Raw genomic sequence first — 21,880 nt, forward strand, 5'->3', positions numbered from 1 at the left:
ACCACAAAGCGTTGTTGCAGCCCACCGTAGGAGAACCATACTCAGGGAGTATGGGTCCCCGCTTTCGCGGGGACGACAATAGATTGTCACGCGCCGGACCTCGCTCTCAAAGAACCGCCATGCCCCTCACCCTCGAAACCCGCGACCTGACCATCCGTTTCGGCGGCCATGTCGCCGTCAATAAAGTGAGTTGCACGTTTCGCCCCGGTGAGCTCACCGCCATTGTCGGACCGAACGGCGCGGGCAAGACCACCTACTTCAACCTGATCTCCGGGCAGCTTCGCCCCTCAGCCGGCAACGTGCTGCTCGCGGGCGAGGATATCACGCACCTCACAGCACCCTTGCGCACGCGCAAGGGCCTCGGCCGCGCCTTTCAGCTCACCAATCTGTTTCCGAATCTCAGCGTCGAGGAAAACGTCCGCCTCGCGGTGCAGGCGGCATCCGGCGTGCATTACGACATGTTCCGCACCTGGACGCACCATCGCGGCCTGATCGAACGCGCCGACGCCATTCTCGACTCCATCGCGCTCGGCAATCGCCGCACGGCGGCGGCAGCCGCGCTCTCCCATGGCGACCAGCGCAAACTCGAAGTGGCGCTGATGATGGCGCTGGAGCCGAAGGTCTTCATGTTCGATGAGCCGACCGCGGGCATGAGCGTCGATGAAGTGCCGGTGGTGCTCGACCTGATCGCGCGGCTGAAGCAGGATCAGAGCAAGATCATCCTGCTGGTCGAACACAAGATGGACGTGGTGCGTTCGCTCGCCGATCGCATCATCGTTTTGCACAACGGCCAGCTCGTCGCCGACGGCAAGCCCGCCGAGGTGATCGCCTCGCCCATCGTGCAGGAAGCCTATCTCGGCATCGCGCCCGGAAAGACCGCCGCATGAGCGACATGCTGACCCTCACCGGCGTCCACACCCACATCGCGCAGTATCACATCCTGCATGGCGTCGATCTCAATGTGCCGGAAGGCCAGATCACCATGCTGCTCGGCCGCAATGGTGCCGGCAAGACCACCACCCTGCGCACCATCATGGGGTTGTCGCCGCCCTCCTTCGGCACGATCACGCTCGCGGGCGAACGCACCGAGAAAAAGACAACGCCGGACATCGCAAGCCTCGGCGTCGGCTACGTGCCGGAATCCATGTCGGTGTTTTCCGATCTGACCGTGAAGGAAAACCTGATCCTTGCCGCGCGCGAAGGTCCGCTCGACGATGCGCGGCTGCAATGGATCTTCGGATTTTTCCCCGCGCTGAAGCGGTTCTGGCTGTCGCGCGCCGGATCGCTCTCCGGCGGACAGAAGCAGATGCTGTCCATCGCCCGCGCCATCGTCGAGCCGCGCAAGCTGCTACTGATCGACGAGCCGACCAAGGGCCTCGCCCCCGCCATCATCGTCAACCTGATCGAGTGTTTCGCGGAACTGAAAAAACGTGGCGCGACCATTCTGCTGGTCGAGCAGAACTTCCGCGTCGCACAGGACATCGGCGACAGCGTGCTGGTGATGGACAACGGCAAGATCGTGCATCGCGGCGCGATGGCCGAACTCGCGAAGGACACTGGCTTGCAGGAAAAGCTGCTCGGCCTCAGCCTCGAGGCGCATCAATGACCGATCTTGCTGCCACCGATCCCCTCCCGAAAGCCGCGCGCGACTGGCTTCCGCTGCTGCTGCCCGTCATTCTCGCCTTTGCGATGATCCCGCTGATCGGATCGCCCTCCACATGGGTGACGCTCACGGTGGCGAGCCTCGCCATGGGCATGATGATCTTCATCATGGCGTCGGGCCTCACACTGGTGTTCGGCCTGATGGACGTTCTGAATTTCGGTCACGGTGCCTTCATCGCGGTCGGCGCTTATGTCGCGACACTGGTGCTGGTGCCGATGGCGGGATACGTGCAGGCCGACTCGCTGTGGCTCAATCTGCTGGCGCTCGCGCCCGCAGCGCTGCTGTCGATGGCGGTGTCCGGCGCGCTCGGACTTGTGTTCGAGCGCGTACTGATCCTCCCCGTCTATGGCAACCACCTCAAGCAGATCCTGATCACCATGGGCGGGCTGATCGTCGCCGAACAGTTGCTCTATGCGCTGTGGGGACCGGAGCGTATTCCGCTGCCGTTGCCGTCGTCGCTGCGCGGCTCCTTCATTTTCGGCGACATCGCGATCGCCAAATACCGCGTGCTGGCGATGATCGTCGGCCTCGTTGTGTTCGGCTTCATCCTGCTGGTGCTGAACCGCACGAAAATCGGCCTGCTGATCCGCGCCGGCGTCGAGAACCGCGAGATGGTCGAGGCGCTCGGCTATCGCATCAAGCGATTGTTCCTTGGCGTCTTCATGGCCGGCTCGGCGCTGGCCGGTCTCGGCGGCATCATGTGGGGATTGTACCGCGAGGAAATTCACGCCGCGATGGGCGGCGACCTGATGGTGCTGGTGTTCATCGTCATCATCATCGGCGGTCTCGGCTCCATCGGCGGCTGTTTCATCGGCGCAATTCTGGTGGCGATGATCGCCAACTACGGCGGTTTCCTGGTGCCGAAGCTGGCGCTGATCTCGAACATCCTGCTGATGGTCGCGATTTTGATGTGGCGGCCGCGCGGACTCTATCCGGTGACAAATCGATGAAGATTCTTTCCGGCGATCCGCCGCGCAGCCGCGTTCTCAGCCTCCTGCTCATCGTCATCGTGACGCTGCTGGCGCTGGCGCCGTTCCTGTTCCCCGGCGCCAAGGCGATGAATGTCGCCACCAAGATCTGCATCTTCGCGGCGCTTGTCGCGTCCTACGATCTGCTGCTCGGTTACACCGGCACGGTGTCGTTCGCGCATACGATGTTCTACGGCATCGGCAGCTACGCCATCGCGATTGCGCTCTACGGGATGGGGCCGACATGGGCGGCGGTCGCCACCGGCATCGCCATCGGCCTGCCGCTGGCGGCGTTGCTCGCGCTCGGCATCGGACTGTTCTCGCTGCGGGTGCAGGCGATCTTCTTCGCGATGATCACGCTCGCGGTGGCGTCAGCATTTCTGGTGCTGGCGTCGCAACTCTCATGGCTGACCGGCGGCGACGACGGCCGCAGCTTCCAGTTGCCCGACCTGCTGCGGCCCGGCACGGTTCTGATCTCGAAAGACACGTTCGGCTTCGAGTTCAACGGCCGCACCCTGACCTATTACATCGTGTTCTTCGCGTCGGCGGCGATGATCCTGACACTTTTGAGAATTGTGAACTCGCCGTTCGGCCGCGTGCTGCAAGCCGTGCGCGAAAACCGCTTCCGCGCCGAGGCGCTCGGCTATCGCACCGTGTTTCACCTGACATGGGCCAACGTGCTGGCCGCACTGGTCGCGGCATCCGCAGGCGTGCTGAATTCATTGTGGCTGCGCTATGCCGGGCCCGACACGTCGCTCTCCTTCGCCATCATGATCGACATTCTTCTGATGGTGGTGATCGGCGGCATGGGCACCATGTACGGCGCAATCGTCGGTGCTGCGATCTTCATAATTGCGCAAAACTATTTGCAGGCGCTGATGGGCGCCGCCTCGAAGGCGACCGCGGGCGCGGGCATTCCGGTGTTGCCGGATCTGCTGCATCCCGACCGCTGGCTGCTGTGGCTCGGGCTGCTCTTCATCGCGAGCGTGTACTTCTTCCCGACCGGCGTGGTCGGAAAGCTGCGCGGGAAAAAGGCTTGAGAGCAGTTCCTCGCTCGTGATCGCGAGCGAGGCGTCGCAAGCCCCTGAGCTCCGTCATTGCGCAAACCATGACGCAGGCTCTCGTTTCCCCTCAGGTTCTAATTGTTCTTGCGCGGATCATCAGCCGGGTTGACGTAGATGATGTCTTGAGGCCCCATCCCGTGCAACTGGATGATGCTGTCCTCGGTAAACCACGCATAGTGCTGCATGCCTTTCGGAGCGCGCGCAAAACCTCCAGCCTTGAGAGCACTTCCATTTTTATCGTCGAACGTGCCACCCATTCCGATGTTGAACGTCCCGGAGAGGACAGTGACATTCTCATCGTTCGGGTGTGTATGCGGGGGCACCTTGTATCCGGCAGGCAGCTTCACCCGAACAACATAAAATCCTTCCTTCGACGGATCACCGCTCAGCACGGCTATCTGCGCACCTTTCGGGAAAGCCGGCGGTGCCGCCCCCCATTTCAGTCGATCCGGGGATACAACCGTGTGGTTGTCGGCAGCCGCAGCCGGTAACGGATGCAGAATGATCAGCGACAGTGCAGCGATCAGAGAGACGCGCTTCATGGCATTCCTCCTGATGTGTTCCCGCGCATCAAGATGCGCAGCCGCCCTCCAGCCCAAGCGCACATAGTCCACGGCTGGCATGAATGCCAGCCCCCGATAGGATTATGCGAAACTGAAGTACGTCCCCTGGACACCGCCCCGAGGCAGCTCCCGGGGACGGATATATCCAGTGGAATCAACCGTTCAGCGGCTCGGATCGGGATACACCAGACCGCGCCAGCCGCCACGATCAAACGGCGTCCACTCGCCTTCCTTCTGCGCGAGGCGATCAGCGACAGCGTAGACGATGGCGGGATGATGACCCATGCCGCAATGGCTCGCGCCCGACACTTCGATGTTCTCCACCAGCGCACCGGGCTTCTTCTCGATACAGCCCTGCCACGCGCAGATGCCGTCGGTGCGGCTGAAGATCGCCGTGGTCGGCACCGGTGGCGTGGTGGCCATCTCGCCGCCGAAGTCCGGCTTGGTGTCGTCGGCGCGCTGTCCGCTCACCGCTTCATAGACACGCCATGCGTTCGTTGCCTTCGGGCTGCCCGCGAACGGGCTGCCGAGCGTGATCACCGAACGCACGCGATCCGGCATCATCTTCGCAAGCTGCCGCGCATAGAGACCGCCGAGACTCCAGCCGACGAGACTGACCTTGCGGCCGCTGGTCTCGTTCATTTCAACGAGACGATCGACCAGTCCATCCTGCACGCCCGGACGCAAACCGAGATTGCGGCCCTGCCCCCAGCCGCGAACGGCATAGCCGCGCGTCTTCAGGAACGAGCGCAGCGGACGCGTCGATGTATCGCTTGTGACGAGGCCCGGCAGCACCAGCACCGAATGCCCGTCGCCCTTCGGCGCAAGACTCAGCAGCGGCAATGCGGCGAGGAACGCGCCAAACTCGTTGATCGCGCGCGCTTCCAGAAACATCAGCGTGCGCGACGGCGGGCGAAGCGCGTGGGCAGTAGCGGACATTCGAAAAATCCTTTTCGTTCATTCGCGCCGGTCACGAATTTCCGGCGTGTCTAGGACAGCTGGTCACACGGGGACGATATTGCAACGCACCAAACGATCAATTTTTCATTCTAGACACGGATTCGCATTTTCGCCATTTCGGACTCAGGTTCGTCACCACTTCGCCGCCAGATCGCCATCCGGATTCTTCAGCGATTTCAAAGGGCCTTTATCAGCACTTCGGCGCTATGAAGGGCCAATCCCGCAAGCCCTCCGATCATCGCGCCGTTGAAGCGGATGTACTGAAGATCCTTGCCGATATTGATCTCGATCAGGTTGATGAGCTGATCCATGTTCCAGGACTTCACCTGATCGGAAATGAAGCGCGAGACGCCGCTCTTCTGATCCGCGATGAAGCTGCGCAGCACGACCACGATGCCCTTGTTGATCTCGCCGCGCATGTCGGCGTCGCCCGCGAGCTGTTGTCCCGCCTTCACGAACATATCGGTCAGGTGCTGTGCAAGCACGTTGCTCTCGCCCCGCGCGTTCGCCTCGATAAATGTTTTCACATTCGACCAAATGTCGCGCGCGAGCGACGCCAGTTCGGGCCGCGCGAGCAGATCGCGCTTCAGGCCGTCGAGACGGTCGCCATAGGTTTTGTCGCTCGCAAGTTTTTCGGGAAGTGTCAGCAGGATGCGATCGACCTCATCGCGAAACGGATGCTTCGGATCGGCGCGCACCTCGTCGAAGAACGAGGTTGCAGAAGCGGCGATCTTGTTCAGCAAAAACCTGTCGGCACGATAGAGCTTGAGCAGCGTCGGCAACTCGTTGCGGATTTTCTCGCGCAGCAGCGCCAGCGTCTCCGGTTTGTTGAGCGTCTCATGCAGCGACTGCAAGAGATCGTCGAGCATTCCCTTGTGGCGGCCCTCGGCGATGAAACCGCGCAGCGTTCCCGCGGCCAGCGGCGCGAGATCGACGCTCTGCAATTGCGTGACGATGCGGCGCGTGACGAACGTCTTCAGGCCTGACGTCTCGGCGGCGGACAACGCCTCCGGCAGCAGACGAAGGACGAAGCGCGCGAGGTCCGCGCTTTTCTTCGGATCGGTCAGCCAATCGGAAATGAAGCGCGCGAAATCGACCTCGCGCAGTTTCGCTTCGACCGGAACAGGGCTTAAAAAATGGACTTCTATGAACTCGCCGAGCTTTTCGGCGATGCGGTGCTGGTTATGCTGGATGATGGCAGTGTGGGGAATCGGCAGGCCGAGCGGCCGCCGGAACAGCGCAACCACGGCGTACCAGTCCGCGAGGCCGCCGATGGTCGCGGCTTCCGCGAACGCGGCCAGAAAACCGAATCCCGGATGCACGTGCTCCATCATTTTTGCAATGATGAGCACGCCGACACATCCAAAGAGCACGAGCGTGGCGAGCGTCTTGACGCGGCGCAGTTCGGCGGCGCGCGCGATGTCGCCCGCATCCGCGATCAGCACGAATTTGTCAGTCATGATTGACCTCGATTCGCCGACATTGCACCGCGAACCCGATCCTCGTCAAAGGCAGGCGGTGGCAAACAAAGGCCCGCTCGAGGCGGGCCTTTGATCGTCGAATTGTAATCAGGTCTCAGGAAGCGGCGATCAGGCCGACTTAACGGACGCCGCGACCTTCGAGAAGTTGTCCTGCGCGGTCTTCGCACCGTCAGCGATCAGCTTGCCGAAGTATTCGGTGGTCGCCTTGGCGCGGGCCATGACGATTTCGCCCTGGGCGCGGAACAGGTCGCTCTGGATCGTCACGGCTTCGTTCAGCGTCTTCGCCGAAGCGAGCTTGTCGATGCCGGCGAACAGCGCCTGCGCGTCGTCGTAAACGGCCTGCTGGATGTTGCGGGAGATCTTCGCTGTCTCGCTGACCGAACCGGCAACGGCGGTTTCGATGGCCGAGGTCACCTTCTCCGAACCGGTGTGGAGGTCGGCGGCGCGATCCTTCGCGGTGCCGGCAGCCTTCTTCACGAACTCACGCGCAGCTTCAGGAACTTCCACGTTCGGGAAATTCTTGAGCGCGTCGGTGACAGGCGCGAAGGCGGTCTTGACGGTGTTCAGCACGGATTCGGTGTTGAAAGAATTGGTCATGGTGGTCTCCATCCTCAGGGTTTGACTAATGGCTCACCCCGTCCGGTGTGGCCCGGGGCACGGTTGTTATGCCAAAGTCTATGACGCGATGCAACATCAATGTTGCATTGCGTCATCACGAGATCGTGATGAAATAAATCGTAGTCTTTTAAAGAACTTAGCTGACGGCGCCGGTCACGCCATAAGCTTCAAGCTGAGCCCGGACCTTGGAGACGTTGTGCCCCAGCACCACGATGTCATGGGTTCTTCCCGACAAATCCCTCACCTGATCGTGGAGAAGGGCTTCGGCCTTGAAGCCAAGGCTCTCAAACAGGGCGATCGCGCCCGTCTGATCGACCGTCATCTGGGCGACGATCTTTTCCAGCCCAGCCCCCAGTGCTAGCGCAAAGGTTTCCTGAGACAGCGCCCGCCCCACCCCGAGGCCCCGGACCTCCTTGGACACCACCATGCGGATTTCACCGACATGGGGCGACCACGACAGCAGGTCACGAACGATGGTGCCGCAACCCACCACCGTGCTGCCCTTTACCGCCAGCAGGCTTGTCATGCCGCCGCGCTCGATCTCCTTGATCCAGGCCGACAGCACCTTGGGCTCGCTGATGTTGCGCGGAATGAACAGCAGATCATGGACCGGCAGTTTCTGCGCGAAGGCAAGAACAGCCGCTTCGTCCGCCGCCGTCATATGGCGAAATTCGATTTCACCGCCTTCGGTAGCGACACGGCGAGGATAGGTACGCTCTTCGGTCTTGCTCATGTGGATCGCTCACTTAACCAGGAATCGAGTTTGGGCCAGAGACGCTTGATGGCGTTCGCACCGGCGACGAGGCTGACGTGGCCGCCCTTGAGGATGACCTCGGTCTTGTCGGCCGATCCGATCTTCAAAATCAGATGCTTCGCGGCATCGTAGGGCACGATGTGATCGTGCTCGGCGACCGCGTGCAGCACCGGCACCTTGATTTTGGAAATGTCCGCAAGACGTCCGCCCACGGTCATCGTGCCGTTATAGAGTTTGTTGTCCCACATCAGATCCTTGGTGGTCTGCCGGAAATACTCGCCGGCCAGCGGCAGCGTGTCCTGGGCCCACCGGTCGAACATGCGGAATGATTTAACGTACTCGTCGTTCCAGATGTTTTCCCAAAGCTGAATCTGCCCGACGGCGCGCGACGCGGGCCGCAGCATCTCGAACGACGACAGGATCATTTCAGGCGGCACGTTGCCGACACCATCGACCAATCGATCCACGTCGAAATAGCGCCGGTCCGAGAAATTCTGGAACAGCTTCATTTCGCGGAAATCGATCGGCGTCGTGAAGCACACCAGATTTTTCACCGGGCCGTCGTGGAAGATCGATGCATACAGCAGCGACAACACGCCACCGAAGCAATAGCCGATCACATTCACATCGGTCTCGCCCGAATCTTCCTGCACGCGCTTGACGCAATCCGGAATGAAGCCGAGCACGTAGTCTTCCATGCGCAGCGATTTTTCTTCGGGGCGCGGCGCAGTCCAGTCGAGCATGTAGACATCGAAGCCCTTCTTCAGAAGAAATTCGATAAAGCTCTGGCCCGGCACCATGTCGAGGATATAGCCGCGGTTGGTCGTCGCCATGACGATCAAAATGGGGATGCGATAGATCTCATCCGCCAGCGGCCGGTAGTGATAAAGATTCATCGTGCCTTTGGAGAGGATAATGTCTTTCGGTGTCGATCCCAATGCGGGTCCGGAGGACGCGAAGTACTCCACGCCCTTGATGCTGCGCTGGATGGCGCGCTGTACTTCCGACTGTATGCGGTCTCCGACCTGCGCGATATCCGCGAGCGCGCCCGGATTTGCCGATGCATTCATGGCGTGCCTCCGCCTGAGGCGGATGGAGGCTGCTTGGTGCGCGGCGGTTTCGGCGCAGCCAGTCCATTGCCTTGTGATGCGACGTCGGCATGCACGCGGTTGAGCAGCGCCCTGATCTCGTTTAGCTGCCCTTCGATCGACTGCAACCGCTCGCCCATGCTGACCATCTGCGCGCGGCTCGGCAAATTCATGCTGACCAGATAGCGCTCCATGAGATCGCCGACGGTCTTCTGGGCGCCGACTGAAGCGCCGGTCAGCTGATGCGTGACCTTGCTGAACTGTTCCGACCCCATGACCTGGTTGGCCATGGCATTGAAGCCTTTTTCCATTTCGGCAAGCATGGTGTGCCACACCTGCACGGGGTCGTTCGGTTTGTCAGCCATAGGCGCCCTCCGGAAGCGTTAACGGGTGCCCGCCGGGCCCCGCTTTTTTCTTTGTATTCCATACCGTTGCGGGACCGGGGTCAACCGACCAGCGGTTTAAAACGGCCATGATGCCGCTCCGCCTTCTGCAAGCGGCAAAACCATGCCATAGGGGATTAACTTTATTCATTTCAAGGGATGCCGACGTGAACGCACTTCCACACCAGCCGCCGCAGATGGCGAAGGCCAACGGGATCGAGCTTTGCTACGAAATCTTCGGCGCGCCCGATGCGGAGCCGCTGGTTCTCATCATGGGCCTCGGCGCCCAGATGATCCTCTGGGACGACGACTTCTGCCGGGACCTGGCTGGGCGCGGCTTCCGCGTCATCCGCTTCGATAACCGCGACATCGGCCACTCGACCAGGATGTCCGGCGGCAAGCCGCTTCGCCCGATGGAACTGCTGAAACTGCGGATCTTCAAGATCGCGCCGGAAGCGCCCTACAAGTTATGGGACATGGCGAACGATGTCGTCGGCCTGCTCGATACGCTTGGCATCAGGAAGGCCCATATCGTCGGCGCGTCGATGGGCGGGATGATCGCGCAAGAGATCGCGATTCAGCATCCCGACCGGGTGCTGTCTCTGACATCGATCATGTCATCGACTGGTAATCCGAGACTGCCGCAGCCGACCCGCGAAGCATCCGCAATGCTGCTCGCGCCTCCGCCGACCACCAAGGAAGAATACCTCACGCGCTTCGGCCAGACTTGGAAGATCTTGCGCGGCGGCAGCTTTCCTCTCGACGAGGCGAAGGACCTCGAGCGCGCCGAGCGAACCTACGCGCGCGGGCTCAATCCCGCGGGCGTTGGACGGCAACTGCGCGCGATCCTTGCGTCGGGCAGCCGCAACGAACGGCTGAAATCAGTGAAAGCGCCGACACTCGTGATTCACGGCACGATCGATCCGCTCGTGAGAATGGAAGCCGGCAAGGACACCGCCGCATCGATTCCCGGCGCGAAACTGCTGCTGATCGAAGGCATGGGTCATGCGCTGCCGATACCGATGTGGCCGACGATCGTCGGCGCAATTGCCGAGCATGCGCAGGAGGCGCGCGCGAAGTAGCGCGCTTCAGCTCCCCGCCCACACATCGAGTACGTAGCGGTTCTGCGTACCCATCATGTCGATCCACTGTGCAGCAGCGGCCTCATCGGCTCCGGAGCGCTCGCGGTAGATCGTGGTCAGCACGCGCTTGACGTCAGGCTCCATCTTGCCGCCGTCGCCGCAGACATAGATGACGGCGCCTGCCTCGATCAGATTCCATACCTTGTCCTTCTGGGCCGCGATCAAATCCTGCACATAGCTTTTCGGCGTGCTGGCCCGCGAGAACGCGACGTGCAGTTCGGTAATGCCCTGATCCGCAAAGCCCTTCAGTTCATCGGCATAGAGGAAGTCCTGCTCGGGATGGCGACAGCCGAAGAACAGCATCGACGGACCAAGCGACTGGCCCCTGGCCTTCATCGCCGCCCGCTCCTGCAGAAAGCCGCGGAACGGGGCCAGGCCCGTACCGGGGCCAACCATGATGATAGGGGTCGATGGATCCTCCGGCAGGCGGAAGCCGGCCTTGGTTTCACGAATGACGGCATACACCACATCGCCCGGGCGACGGCTGGCGAGATAGTTCGAGCAGACGCCCTTGTAGATGCCCTGCCCTGAGATCGAGGGTGCCTCAACGACGCCGACGGTCACGCTGCATTTCGAAGCCCCTGCTACGGCTGGCGAGGACGAGATCGAGTAGTAGCGCGGCGACAGCAGCGAGAGCATTTCCAGATAGGTATGGAACGGCAGCTCGCACGCCGGAAATTCCTCCATGAGGTTGTAGACCGACTTGCGCTTGGCCAGAATTTCCGAACGGTAACGCTCGCTCGAGGCCGGATCGTCGCCGGTCAGCGCTTCCAGCTTCGGTTTGGTCATCGGGCAGCGGGTGTGCTCAGACATGATCTGGATTTGCTTGCGGGTTGCGATCTGCTGCAACTCCACGAATTCGCCGAGCAGGCGGCCGACCGACACTGCGTTGTCGACGGGAAGCTGCGCGCGGCGGCCGGTGGCCACCTGCAATCGCACCTGATCCGTCGGCAAGAAACCGAAGCGCCGCGATACCGCATCCACCAGCGCAGGCGCATTGCGCGGCACCACGCTGAGGTGGTCGCCGACACGGTAAGTGATGTTGTCCGGCAGTTCGACCTCGATATGACGTGTCGAGCGCGTCGAGGCATTTTCGCCCGACTTGTTCTGCAACTCGTCATTGACCACAAGCTTGACCGGGACCGCACCGCCGGACGCCGCCACGGTATTGACTGCGCTGTGCGCGACAGGCTCAACCTTGTAGAGCGGCTCATCGTTCGCTTCGCGGGTGAATCCCGTATCGATCGCGAATTCCTTCACCGCGATTTCGCGCACCGACGTGAACCATTTCTCGAACTGCCCGTCGAGATCGTCGCGGGCATCGCCCTCGCCGCGCACCACCGCGGCTGTTCCGCCATGCGCCGCAAGACGCTCGTCAATCATGCGCGGAATCGACTGATAGGTCGCCAGCCAGTCGCTGTTGCCGCAACCGAACACCGCGTAGCGGACGCCCTTGAAGGCATCCTTCGGCAAATCGCCGCTGATCCACTTGACGAACTGCGTGGCGTTGTCCGGTGGCGCACCGTTGTAGGACGCGCAGAAAATGATGACGCCACCCTGATCGCTCAGATTTCCGACGTAGTCATCGAGCGGCGCGAGCTTGGTGGCGAACCCATTGACCTCCGCAAGATCGGCGACTCGGTGAGCCAGATCTTCCGCCGTTCCCAGATTAGATCCGTAGAGAATAAGCAGCGGTGTGTTATGGCCGGGCCGGACCCGCGCCGGAGCCGCCGAGCCCGCGCTGTCGACAATCGCCGCAGACCCCGGACGGTTCGCCACGATGGTGCGATCCTTGTCCGAGCGCGCGCGAACCTTGATCTTGAAACCGTCGGGCTTGATGGTCAGCGTTTCCTTCAGCACCATCTGATAGCGCTCGTGATCGACCAGCTTGAAGCGCTGCAGGATCATGCCGAGCGCAAGCGCGGCTTCATGCATCGCAAAGCCACGACCGATGCAGGCGCGCTGGCCATTGCCGAACGGCTTCCATGCGTTGGGCGGCCGCTTCTTCTCCGCCTCACGGCTGAAATTTTCCGGATCGAACACGTCCGGGTGCGGTCCCCATACCGATGGGTCGCGATGCAGCGCCATCACCAGTACCGTGACGAAGGTGCCTTTCTTGAGCTTGTACTTGCCGCCGATGGTCTCGTCTTTCAGCGGCGTGACGCCGTAAGCCGGTGCTGGCGGCCACATTCGCAGCGATTCCTTCAATATCTGCGAGATATAGTGAAGTTGCGTGACCTGCTGAAAGGTCGGCTTGGCGTCAACATCGGCGCCGAGAACGCGGTCCACTTCCTCGTAAGCCTTGCGAAGCACCTCCGGATTCTTGAGCATGGCATAGATCGCGCACGACAGGAGGCCGCTGGTCGTTTCGTGACCCGCGATCAGGAAGGTATTGATCTGGTAGCGGATGTTGACGTCGTCGAGCTGCTCGCCCGTCACCTTGTCGACGCCGGTCATCATGGCGTTCAGCATGTCCTTGGTGCCTGCTGCGGCTTCCGCGTTCTTGCGGCGCTCGGCGACGATTTCGTCCACCATCTTGTTCATGAACGCGACGTCAGCCGCCATATCGGTGCGGCGCGCGCGCATGAATATCCCTTCAAGCGGGATACCGCGCGTCATCATGATCGTTTCGAGTGATCGCACCAGCGCGCCGACGAACGGATGGTAATCTTCCCGGTAGAACGAATTGAAGCGATAGTCGAAACCGCAGAGCCCGATGGTATCGAGCGTCAGCGCGGTCATGTCGTGAACGACATCGATTTCGTCGTCGGCGTTCAGCCGCTCCCATTTCTTGACGAGCTGTTCGGCGATGTCGACCATCATCGGGTGGTACGACTGCATCGCCCGGCCGCCGAACGGTGACAGCAGGATGTTGTGCGCCTTGGCCCAGTTCGGCTCGGTGGTGTCGGCAGTGAACAGCCCGTCGCCGCCAATCGAACGCACGCGGCGCAGCGCTCCGCGCACCGCCTTGTCAAAACGCTTCTCGTCGCTCAGTTCATCGACGAGATCGAATCCACCGACGATCACCAGCGGCTGACCCATCATGTCGAGCCAGAAAATCGGCCCAAGCTCCTTGGTCTTCCGCACCAGATCCTGCACCGGCGCCGTTGAATCCAGCGACAGCATGTTGCCGACGACCGGCTTCTTCGGCGGATGCGGAATCGGATTCAATTTATTCTGGGACGCCATCGCTCGGATATCTCCTGCCCACGTGACTTGCTCGACGTCCGGCTGGCCCGGAGCTTTTCTCCGAAGCTACTGTTCCGCCGCATCTTTTGCAAAGGCTTATGGCGCGAGGAGCTTGCCGGGGGTGGCATCCCACAAAAGTCACACCGTTTCAGCCGAACCGCCGCCTGCGCCAGTCCAGGATCTTGGCGCTGACCTCGTCGGGTTGCTCCTGTTGGGTCCAGTGGCCGCTGTCCTTGACGAGATATTTCTCGAGATCCGGAATGATCTTCTCCATTCCGTCGCAGGCTGACGGCGGCAGCACCTGATCGTTCTCCGCCATGATCATGAGCGACGGCACCCGCACCGTGTGGTCGATATGCGCTGAGCGCTCCCAGTTGCGGGTCATGTTGCGGTACCAGTTGATCCCGCCGGTGAAGCCGGACGCCTTGAACGTGTCGACAAACACCTTCATTTCCTCGGGCGACAGAATCTTCTCGCGCGGGTCTACCTTGGCGTCGTAGCCCGCCACCATCTGCGGAAACGCCATGTTCAGTTTTGGCGATGCGCCGAGGCCTCCGGCAGGCGGTCCGGCATCGGCCTCCACCACCGCCGGCTTCTTCTGCGGCATCGGCTTGCGCATGAAGAAATCGAATGTTTCCTCAACGCGGCTGCCGAAGATCTTGTCGGGCTTTCGCGCAGGGTCCTGAAACTGCGCAATGTAGAGGTGATCGCCATAGCGCTGGCGCAGCAGTCCGATCGGATCGGTCGCCGTACGCGGCGTATGCGGCGTGTTGATCCCGATGACGCCGGCGACGCGCGAAGGGTGTCGCAGCGGCATCTGCCACACGATAAATCCGCCCCAGTCGTGACCGACGAAAATCGCTTTATCGATTTTCAGATGATCGAGCAATCCGACGAGATCGGCGGTCAGGTTCTCGATGTCGTACGCCTCGACCGGCTCAGGACGATCGGTCGCGCCGTAGCCGCGCTGATCGGGCGCGATGACCCGAACCCCTGCTTCGCTCAGCGTCTTGATCTGGTGCCGCCACGAAAATGCGATCTCCGGCCAGCCGTGGCACAGCACCAGCGGCGGCGCATCGGTCTTCGGGCCGGCGTCGTAGAAGCCCATACGTATGCCGTTAGTCTGAGCATACTGAAGCGGCGGCATTTCAATCATTGCAATGGCCGCGTTTCAGCTTGCGACGCTTGCAAGATTGCTGGGCGGCGCGTAGGCGGCGGCAAGGCGCGCGAACTCTCCGGGCAACATATCCGCCAGCACCTGCACGTTGGGAATAATATTCGCGCCCGCGATGAAGCCGAAGTCGAGCTGATCGCGATAGCTTTGCACGGTGATGTTCAGGGCAAGCCCGTGCGTCGCGATCGAGACAGGAAAGATGTGCAGCAACTCGGCTCCCACCGCATAAAGCGTTTGCCGCGGACCCGGCACGTTCGAGATCGTGACGTTCGCGGCGGGCGGGAGCACATCGGACAGATTGGAGCGGCTGTAAAGCAGCGCCAGCACCTGAATCAGCATCGGCGCGCCCAGCATCGCGACATTGGAGATCGAGGGCATCAGCGCCCGCAACGGATGTGACATTTCCTTGGATTTGGCCGATTGCGTGATGATCGCCTCGATACGTTCCTTCGGATCCTCGATATTGCTCGCCAGCGAGCACACCATGCCGAATACCTGGTTGTTCGCATCGTTGTTACCTTCCTCGCGCAGCGAGATCGGTACCGCTGCCGTAAGCGAGCGGCTCGGCAATCCGCCTTGCTCCAGCAGGTAACGGCGCAGCACGCCGCTCGACAGCGCCATCACCACATCGTTGAGTTTGCCGCCGGCCTGCTTCGCCAGCGCCTTGGCTTCCGGCAGCGAGACGGATACGCCCGCGAAACTGCGCTCCGACGAAATCGACTTGTTCAGCATCGTGGACGGCGAAACAAGGCTCGCGATGCTGTCACGCGCCTTGGGATCGGAAACCTTCGCGATCATGTCCCGCATGCTTTTGGCGGCTTCGGGAATGCCGCCGATCATCTTGATGCCGCTCTCGATCTGGAACATCGCATTGTCGAACAGGATCGAGCCGAGATCGCTCTTGCCGCTACGCGGCAGGTCGAAGCTCTTGGCCGTGGACGGATCCAGCGGCTGACGCCAAAGCTGCGTGTAGGAATCGATCATATTGGTGGCGATATCGCGCGGCTCGTTGGCCGGCTTGTTCGGAACGATCTTCGGAAATTCACGCGGCACCGGCGTGATGTCGTAAATCATATTGGTGAGCGCGGCGCCCGCGCCGCCGTCGATACAGGCATGGTGCATCTTGGAATAAAGGCCAATCTCGTTGTTCGCCATGCCCTCGAAGACATAGAACTCCCACAGCGGCCGCGCCCGGTTGAGCAGTTTGGCGTGCATCCAGCCGACGGTGCGCTCCAGCATCGCGCGGTCGTGCGGCGCTGGGAGACTCGCGCGGAAAATGTGGCGATCGATGTCGAACTGATCGTCCTCGACCCAACTTGGGTTATCGATGTCGAGCGGCGCTTTCTCCAGCCGCGCCTTCAGGATCGGCGCAACATGAATCCGGCTCGCGATCATCTTCTTGAAGTCTTCGAAGAAGTCGCCTTGATATCCGTCCTTCAGCCTGAAGATCGCCATGCTTCCGACGTGCATCGGCATCTCGGGTGTTTCGAGATAAAGAAACGACGCGTCCATCGAGGACAGCTTCTTCGCGTGACTCATGTTACCCTCCCGTTTAACCGCCGCTGTCGCCTTTTGGCGTTCTCATCCGGCAATCGTATTTTAAGCGCTGGTTCTCTCCGGACGTGCGTAGGCCAATCCGAATGGCCCTGAGCGGTCGAACGGATGAAATTCTCCTTCAGGCTGCGCGAGACGATCGGCGACGGCCCATAGCGCCGCCGCGTTCACGCCGATGCCGATATGGCTCGCGAGCGAGATTTCAATATTTTCAGCGGTGTCGGATTCACGGACGAGACAAGTCCGCCAGTTCACGATTCCGTCGGTGCGGGTATAGAGCGATGACGTCGGCACCGGCAGATCGCCGGACAAGGCCTGAATGTCTTTGATGTCGGCATCCTGAATGGTCTCGCCGGACACCATTTCGTAAACGCGCTTGGCGTTGGTCGCCGTGATGTCGCCTGCGAACGGGCTTCCCAAGGTCACGACATAACGCACCATGTCCGGCATCCGCAAAGCCAGATCGCGCGCGTAAACACCGCCCAGACTCCAGCCGACCAGACTGACCTTCCGGCCCGTCGTTGCGTGAACGCTGGTCAAGAGCTTGGCCAGCTTTTCCCTCATGCTGTAAACGCCGCCGGTGTTTCGCCCGAAGCCCCAGGGATGCGTGGAGAACCCAAGCAGGTCGAGATAGCGCCGCAGGATCAGCGTCGATACATCGCTCGCAAGCAGGCCGGGCAGCACCAGAACGGGATGACCGTCGCCGCGCGGGGCCGTCAAAAGCGCGGGAGACAAAAGCAGTGTCGCATTTAGTTCGAACACGCCCCTGCCCTCGGCAAGAAACAGCCCGAGATTTGGCGGACGAAGGCGGCCTTTTTCGGCGAGGTGGCTCTCGTTGACTGTCATCGCGATCTACCTCGACAGAGCACACACGTCATCGCAACACGTTCCTGCGCTGTCTAGTACCGCCTATTGGAAGTTCCTGCATCGCAAGCTGCGAGTCCAATCAGGAACTTCCAATAGAAAGCGGTACTAGAATTATTAGCTTGCTAGTACCCATAACTTTCCGAAGTTCGTGAAAGTCGTTGCGGAGGCGGAGTACGAACTTCGGAAAGTGGGTACTAGGGCAACATCCGCCCAGTCTAGAAGCATGTCGCGCCTCGTGCCAATCGGCTTTCGCTGAAAAGCCCTCCTCGGGGGCAACGTGGTGAATTTTATTGCTCTGCACCATCATCCGGAAGATGTTAGCCGGAGTGCGCCACCGGATTCGCGCCATGCGACGTCATGCCTGCGCGCCCGCCCCATGGCGGGCACATTTCCCGCCGAATTGCGATAGCCTGTAACGATGATGGCCCGGGACCCTTTATGAGCACCTATCGCCTCGAGCACCTCTTTGTCCCGCGCTCAATCGCTCTTGTCGGCGGGAGTTCCAAGCCTGCCTCGGTCGGCGGCGCGACGCTGCGAAACCTGATCGCCGGCGGATTCAGCGGGCCGATTTATGTGGTCAATCCCAAGCATTCCGAAATCGAGGGCATCAAGACGCTCCGAGACATCAAGGATATTCCCGGAACACCCGATCTCACCATCATCTCGACGCCGCCGTCCATCATCCAGGGCATCGTGAAGACGGCGGGTTCTCGCGGATTTCCAGCCGCGATGGTGCTCTCGGCGGGCCTCGGCCTCGGCACCGGCTCATATACCGAAGCCATCGCGCAGACGGCGCGGAAGACCGGCCTGCGCCTGATCGGCCCCTCGCTCGGCGTTCTGGTGCCGCGCATCAAATTGAACGCCAGCTTCGCGTCGCGTCTGCCACAGACCGGCGACCTCGCACTTATTTCGCAATCCGGCGCGATTTCGACTGCCCTCGTCGAATGGGCCGCGAACCGCAACGTCGGATTTTCCGCCATCGTTTCGACCGGCGAAAATCTCGACATCGATTTCGGCGACCTGCTCGACTATTTCGCCCTCGATAGTGATACGCGCGCCATCCTGCTTTACATTGAGTCGATCAGCGATGTTCGCAAGTTCATGTCGGCTGCTCGGGCCGCCGCACGCGTCAAGCCCGTGGTCGTCATCAAGTCTGGCCGTCACACCCAGGGCGCGCGTGCCGCGGCGACACACACCGGCGCGCTCGCAGGATCGGACGCCGTCTATGACGCGGCGTTTCGCCGTGCCGGTCTGTTGCGCGTGCTCGACCTCGACGAATTATTTTCCGCCGCTGAAACGCTCGGGCATCTGCAATCGTCCCACGGACACCGGCTCGCGATTGTCACCAATGGCGGCGGCCTCGGTGTGCTCGCGGTGGACCGGTTGATCGATCTCGGCGGCGAACTCGCAGGAATTTCCGAAGACGTGAAGAAAAGCCTCGACAAGGTGCTGCCGGAGCGATGGTCGCACGCCAATCCGATCGACATTCTCGGCGATGCCGATGGCGAGCGCTATGCGCAAGCCTGCGAGCGGGTGCTGGGCGACACGGCGAATAACGCGGTTCTCATTATGAACTCGCCCAATACGCTGGCCTCGCCCGTCGATTGCGCAAAATCGGTTGTCGCCGCGGTGAAGAAGCATCGCGCCGAGACGTACTCGCGCAAGCCTGTGTTCACCACCTGGGTCGGCGACAGCGGGCCAGCCGCTGCGGTGTTCGGCGAAGCGGGCATTCCTCATTTCCCGAACGAAGCCGACGCCGTGCGCGGCTTCATGCACATCGTGCGTTATCGCGAAGGCCTCGACGTGGCGATGCAGACACCGCCGAGTCTCCCCGAGGATTTCGCGCCGGACGTGGCGGCCGGCCGCGCGATCGTCCAGAACGCCTTGAAGGACAAGCGCGGCTGGCTCAACCCGATCGAAATCGGCGAGCTGTTCGCGGCCTATTCGATCCCCATCGCGTCCGCCGTGCTGGCGCGCGATCCGGATCAGGCCGCGCGTGCGGCAACCTCCATTCTGGCGGAAGGCAGCACCGTCGTCGTCAAAATCAGTTCGCCGGATATTCTGAACAAGTCCGACGTCGGCGGCGTGCGGCTGAACCTGACCAGCGAACGCGCGGTCCACGCTGCCACCGACGAGATTTTGCAACGCGCGCGCACGATGCGCCCGAAGGCGCGTATCGACGGCGTGACCGTGCATCCGATGATCCTGCGGCCCCGCGCGCGCGAACTGATCGCCGGCCTCGCCGACGATCCGACGTTCGGCCCGGTCGTCGTGTTCGGCCGCGGCGGCACGGCGGTCGAGGTTATCAATGACAAGGCGCTGGCGCTTCCGCCGCTCGACCTCAATCTGGCGCGGGATCTGATCGCGCGCACGCGCGTATCGCGCATTCTCAAGAGCTACCGCGACGTTCCAGCAGCGAATGAAGCCGAAGTTGCGCTATTGCTCGTCAAGCTGGCGCAGATGGCGGCCGACCTGCCTGAAATCCGCGAACTCGATATCAATCCGCTGCTGGCGGACAAGGAAGGCGTTATCGCGGTGGATGCTCAGGTATCGATCGCGCCGCTCAGCGAGTCGATCCGCGGCTCAGGGCATTATCGCTTTGCGATCCGGCCCTATCCCAAGGAATGGGAGCGGCGTCTCACGCTCAAGGATGGCAGAGCCATCTTCGTGCGGCCAGTCCGGCCGGAAGACGAGCATCTTTATCCCGAATTCTTTGCGCATGTGAGTCAGGAGGATGTCCGGCTGCGGTTCTTCTCGGCGATGAAAGAACTGACGCATCCGTTCATCGCGCGACTGACACAGCTCGATTACGCGCGCGCGATGGCGTTCATCGCCATCGAGGAAACCACCGGCAGGATGCTCGGCGTGGTGCGCCTCCACACCGACGCGGATTTCGCCAGCGCCGAATATGCGGTTCTGATCCGGACCGATCTCAAAGGCATCGGTCTCGGCTCGATGCTCATGAAAATGATCATCGAATACGGCCGCGCCGAAGGCGTGCGCGCCATCCGCGGTCAGGTGTTGAGCCGGAACACGGTTATGCTCGACATGTGCAGACGGCTCGGATTCGAAATTCGACCCGATCCGCAGAATTCGGATATATCGCTGGTTGTCCTGCCGCTCGCGGCACACGAAAAATAGAAAACGCGCTTCGGAGGTTCATGATGGCCAGACTTGTCATTTCAGCAGCGATCGCGCTGGCCATCATTGTCTGGGCTTACGCCGGCATGATGGCGCAGTAAACGGCCGATCCCGTTAAGGCACCAGCACCGCGCGGCCGACGAGCTTGCCCTTCTTCAGGTCCTCGAGCGTCGCATCGACCTGCTTCAATTGCCGCGTCGTGACCGGAATCGGCGCGATCTTCTTTTCACGGACGAGATCGATCAATTCCTGCGTCTCGCGCAGGCTTCCGACATAGCTTCCCTGAATCGTGATCGCCTTCATCGGGATCAGGGGCAGCGCCCACGGCGCACCGCCGCCGAACAGTCCGACCATGACAAGCTTGCCGCCCTTGGCCAGACAGTCGAAGCCGAGCTGCGCGGTCGCCGAATTTCCGACGAGGTCGATGGCGCCACGGATCGGGCCGCCGGCCTTCGTCATGATCTGCTGCAAGGCATCGGGTGCCGCGCCATCAACGGTGCCGAGCGCGCCGGCCTTCTCCGCCGCCTCCCGCTTGCTCGCATCGATATCGACCATGATGGCGCCCTTGCCACCCATGGCTTTCAGCAGCGTCAGAGCCATCAGCCCGAGCCCGCCCGCGCCGAAGATGACGATGGGCCGATCGAACACCGCTTCCACTTTCTTGATCGCACTGTATGTCGTAACGCCGGAACAAGCGTAGGGCGCGGCCGTGACCGGATCGAGCCCCTTCAGGTCGATGAGATAGCGCGGATGCGGCACCGTGATGTGATCGGCGTAACCGCCGTCACAAAACACGCCGAGCGAGTTCGACTTGACGATGCACATGTTCTCATCGCCGGTCTGACACGTTTCGCATTTGCCGCAGCCGAGCCAGGGATACACCAGCCGCACGTCACCGACCGCCACGCCCTTGGCATCAGGACCGAGCGCCACGACTTCACCCACCGTTTCATGACCCATGGTGAGCGGCAGCGAAACGCCGCGGTCCTTCAGCGACAGCGGCTTTCGGCCGTGACCGAGGTCGTAACCGCCCTCCCAGATATGAAGATCGCTGTGGCAGACGCCGGCAGCCTTGACCTTGAGCAGCACTTGCGAGCCGGAAGGCTGGGGAGTCGCGATGTCCACTTCCGTCAGCGGAGCATTGAATTCCGTAACCTGGAAACTCTTCATCGCGCTTCTCCCTTTTCTTATGCCGGCAACTGATGCACGGAGGCTGTTATCGGGCGGGAGTAGAGGCGAGCGAAGGCGGCCCTGTCAATACGGCCATGGGC

Annotated in this window: 18 protein-coding genes; 6 read left to right on the plus strand and 12 right to left on the minus strand. The window is 61.5% G+C overall.

Annotated features, from left to right (window positions below):
* The first annotated feature begins 119 nt into the window (after window positions 1–119).
* From AC07UB_RS06365 to AC07UB_RS06380, 4 genes are read left to right on the plus strand one after another with little or no spacing between them, the layout of a single operon-like run.
* The gene (locus AC07UB_RS06365; protein ID WP_494651675.1) at window positions 120–887 is read left to right on the plus strand and encodes an ABC transporter ATP-binding protein; all 768 of its coding nucleotides are present in this window, start codon (window positions 120–122) and stop codon (window positions 885–887) included.
* A complete protein-coding gene (locus AC07UB_RS06370; RefSeq protein ID WP_494651674.1) occupies window positions 884–1,606 on the plus strand; it encodes an ABC transporter ATP-binding protein in 723 nt (240 codons plus the stop codon). Before AC07UB_RS06365 ends, AC07UB_RS06370 begins: the two co-directional genes overlap by 4 nt.
* Window positions 1,603–2,613 (plus strand): branched-chain amino acid ABC transporter permease, encoded by a 1,011-nt coding sequence (locus AC07UB_RS06375; protein ID WP_494651672.1) that lies wholly within the window; start codon window positions 1,603–1,605, stop codon window positions 2,611–2,613. Before AC07UB_RS06370 ends, AC07UB_RS06375 begins: the two co-directional genes overlap by 4 nt.
* Entirely contained in the window at window positions 2,610–3,671 is a 1,062-nt protein-coding gene (locus tag AC07UB_RS06380) for a branched-chain amino acid ABC transporter permease (protein ID WP_494651671.1), read from the plus strand. The genes AC07UB_RS06375 and AC07UB_RS06380 overlap by 4 nt, the downstream gene beginning before the upstream one ends.
* 98 nt (window positions 3,672–3,769) lie before the next feature.
* Here the strand turns inward: AC07UB_RS06380 and AC07UB_RS06385 are convergent, their stop codons facing one another.
* From AC07UB_RS06385 to AC07UB_RS06415, 7 genes are all read right to left on the minus strand, one after another.
* Window positions 3,770–4,237: a cupin domain-containing protein gene (locus AC07UB_RS06385; protein ID WP_494651669.1), complete on the minus strand. Its 468-nt coding sequence runs from the start codon at window positions 4,235–4,237 to the stop codon at window positions 3,770–3,772.
* A 183-nt stretch (window positions 4,238–4,420) separates the two neighbouring features.
* Complete coding sequence (locus tag AC07UB_RS06390; protein ID WP_492793058.1) at window positions 4,421–5,197, minus strand: alpha/beta hydrolase; 777 nt, start codon at window positions 5,195–5,197, stop codon at window positions 4,421–4,423.
* Window positions 5,198–5,394: 197 nt separating this feature from the next.
* Entirely contained in the window at window positions 5,395–6,678 is a 1,284-nt protein-coding gene (locus tag AC07UB_RS06395) for a DUF445 domain-containing protein (RefSeq protein ID WP_492793059.1), read from the minus strand.
* Between the two features lie 129 nt (window positions 6,679–6,807).
* Window positions 6,808–7,296 carry a phasin family protein gene (locus AC07UB_RS06400; protein ID WP_492793060.1) on the minus strand — a complete coding sequence of 163 codons (489 nt, stop codon included), beginning with the start codon at window positions 7,294–7,296 and terminating at the stop codon, window positions 6,808–6,810.
* 157 nt (window positions 7,297–7,453) lie between these two features.
* Window positions 7,454–8,050 carry a GNAT family N-acetyltransferase gene (locus AC07UB_RS06405; protein ID WP_492793061.1) on the minus strand — a complete coding sequence of 199 codons (597 nt, stop codon included), beginning with the start codon at window positions 8,048–8,050 and terminating at the stop codon, window positions 7,454–7,456.
* A complete protein-coding gene (locus AC07UB_RS06410; protein ID WP_492793062.1) occupies window positions 8,047–9,141 on the minus strand; it encodes a PHA/PHB synthase family protein in 1,095 nt (364 codons plus the stop codon). The genes AC07UB_RS06405 and AC07UB_RS06410 overlap by 4 nt, the downstream gene beginning before the upstream one ends.
* On the minus strand, window positions 9,138–9,524 hold the full coding sequence (locus tag AC07UB_RS06415) for a hypothetical protein (protein WP_492793063.1): 387 nt from the start codon (window positions 9,522–9,524) through the stop codon (window positions 9,138–9,140). The genes AC07UB_RS06410 and AC07UB_RS06415 overlap by 4 nt, the downstream gene beginning before the upstream one ends.
* 215 nt (window positions 9,525–9,739) lie before the next feature.
* Between AC07UB_RS06415 and AC07UB_RS06420 the strand changes: the two genes are divergently transcribed.
* Window positions 9,740–10,624 carry an alpha/beta fold hydrolase gene (locus tag AC07UB_RS06420; RefSeq protein ID WP_492793247.1) on the plus strand — a complete coding sequence of 295 codons (885 nt, stop codon included), beginning with the start codon at window positions 9,740–9,742 and terminating at the stop codon, window positions 10,622–10,624.
* Window positions 10,625–10,630: 6 nt separating this feature from the next.
* Here the strand turns inward: AC07UB_RS06420 and AC07UB_RS06425 are convergent, their stop codons facing one another.
* The 4 genes from AC07UB_RS06425 to AC07UB_RS06440 form a co-directional block, all read right to left on the minus strand.
* Window positions 10,631–13,873, minus strand: coding sequence for a bifunctional cytochrome P450/NADPH--P450 reductase (locus AC07UB_RS06425; RefSeq protein ID WP_492793064.1), 3,243 nt, complete (start codon window positions 13,871–13,873; stop codon window positions 10,631–10,633).
* Between the two features lie 148 nt (window positions 13,874–14,021).
* Window positions 14,022–15,029 (minus strand): alpha/beta fold hydrolase, encoded by a 1,008-nt coding sequence (locus AC07UB_RS06430; protein ID WP_494651666.1) that lies wholly within the window; start codon window positions 15,027–15,029, stop codon window positions 14,022–14,024.
* A 15-nt stretch (window positions 15,030–15,044) separates the two neighbouring features.
* Window positions 15,045–16,586: a WS/DGAT/MGAT family O-acyltransferase gene (locus AC07UB_RS06435; RefSeq protein ID WP_494651665.1), complete on the minus strand. Its 1,542-nt coding sequence runs from the start codon at window positions 16,584–16,586 to the stop codon at window positions 15,045–15,047.
* 60 nt (window positions 16,587–16,646) lie between these two features.
* A complete protein-coding gene (locus AC07UB_RS06440) occupies window positions 16,647–17,447 on the minus strand; it encodes an esterase/lipase family protein (protein WP_494651664.1) in 801 nt (266 codons plus the stop codon).
* A 459-nt stretch (window positions 17,448–17,906) separates the two neighbouring features.
* Between AC07UB_RS06440 and AC07UB_RS06445 the strand changes: the two genes are divergently transcribed.
* Window positions 17,907–20,609 carry a bifunctional acetate--CoA ligase family protein/GNAT family N-acetyltransferase gene (locus tag AC07UB_RS06445; protein WP_492793068.1) on the plus strand — a complete coding sequence of 901 codons (2,703 nt, stop codon included), beginning with the start codon at window positions 17,907–17,909 and terminating at the stop codon, window positions 20,607–20,609.
* Window positions 20,610–20,723: 114 nt separating this feature from the next.
* On the opposite strand, the gene AC07UB_RS06450 is transcribed toward AC07UB_RS06445, so the two are convergent.
* Window positions 20,724–21,779, minus strand: a complete 1,056-nt coding sequence (locus tag AC07UB_RS06450) for an alcohol dehydrogenase (protein WP_492793069.1) — start codon at window positions 21,777–21,779, stop codon at window positions 20,724–20,726.
* Window positions 21,780–21,880 lie beyond the last annotated feature (101 nt).

The sequence above is a fragment of the Afipia sp. GW821-FHT04G03 genome (genome assembly GCF_059419985.1).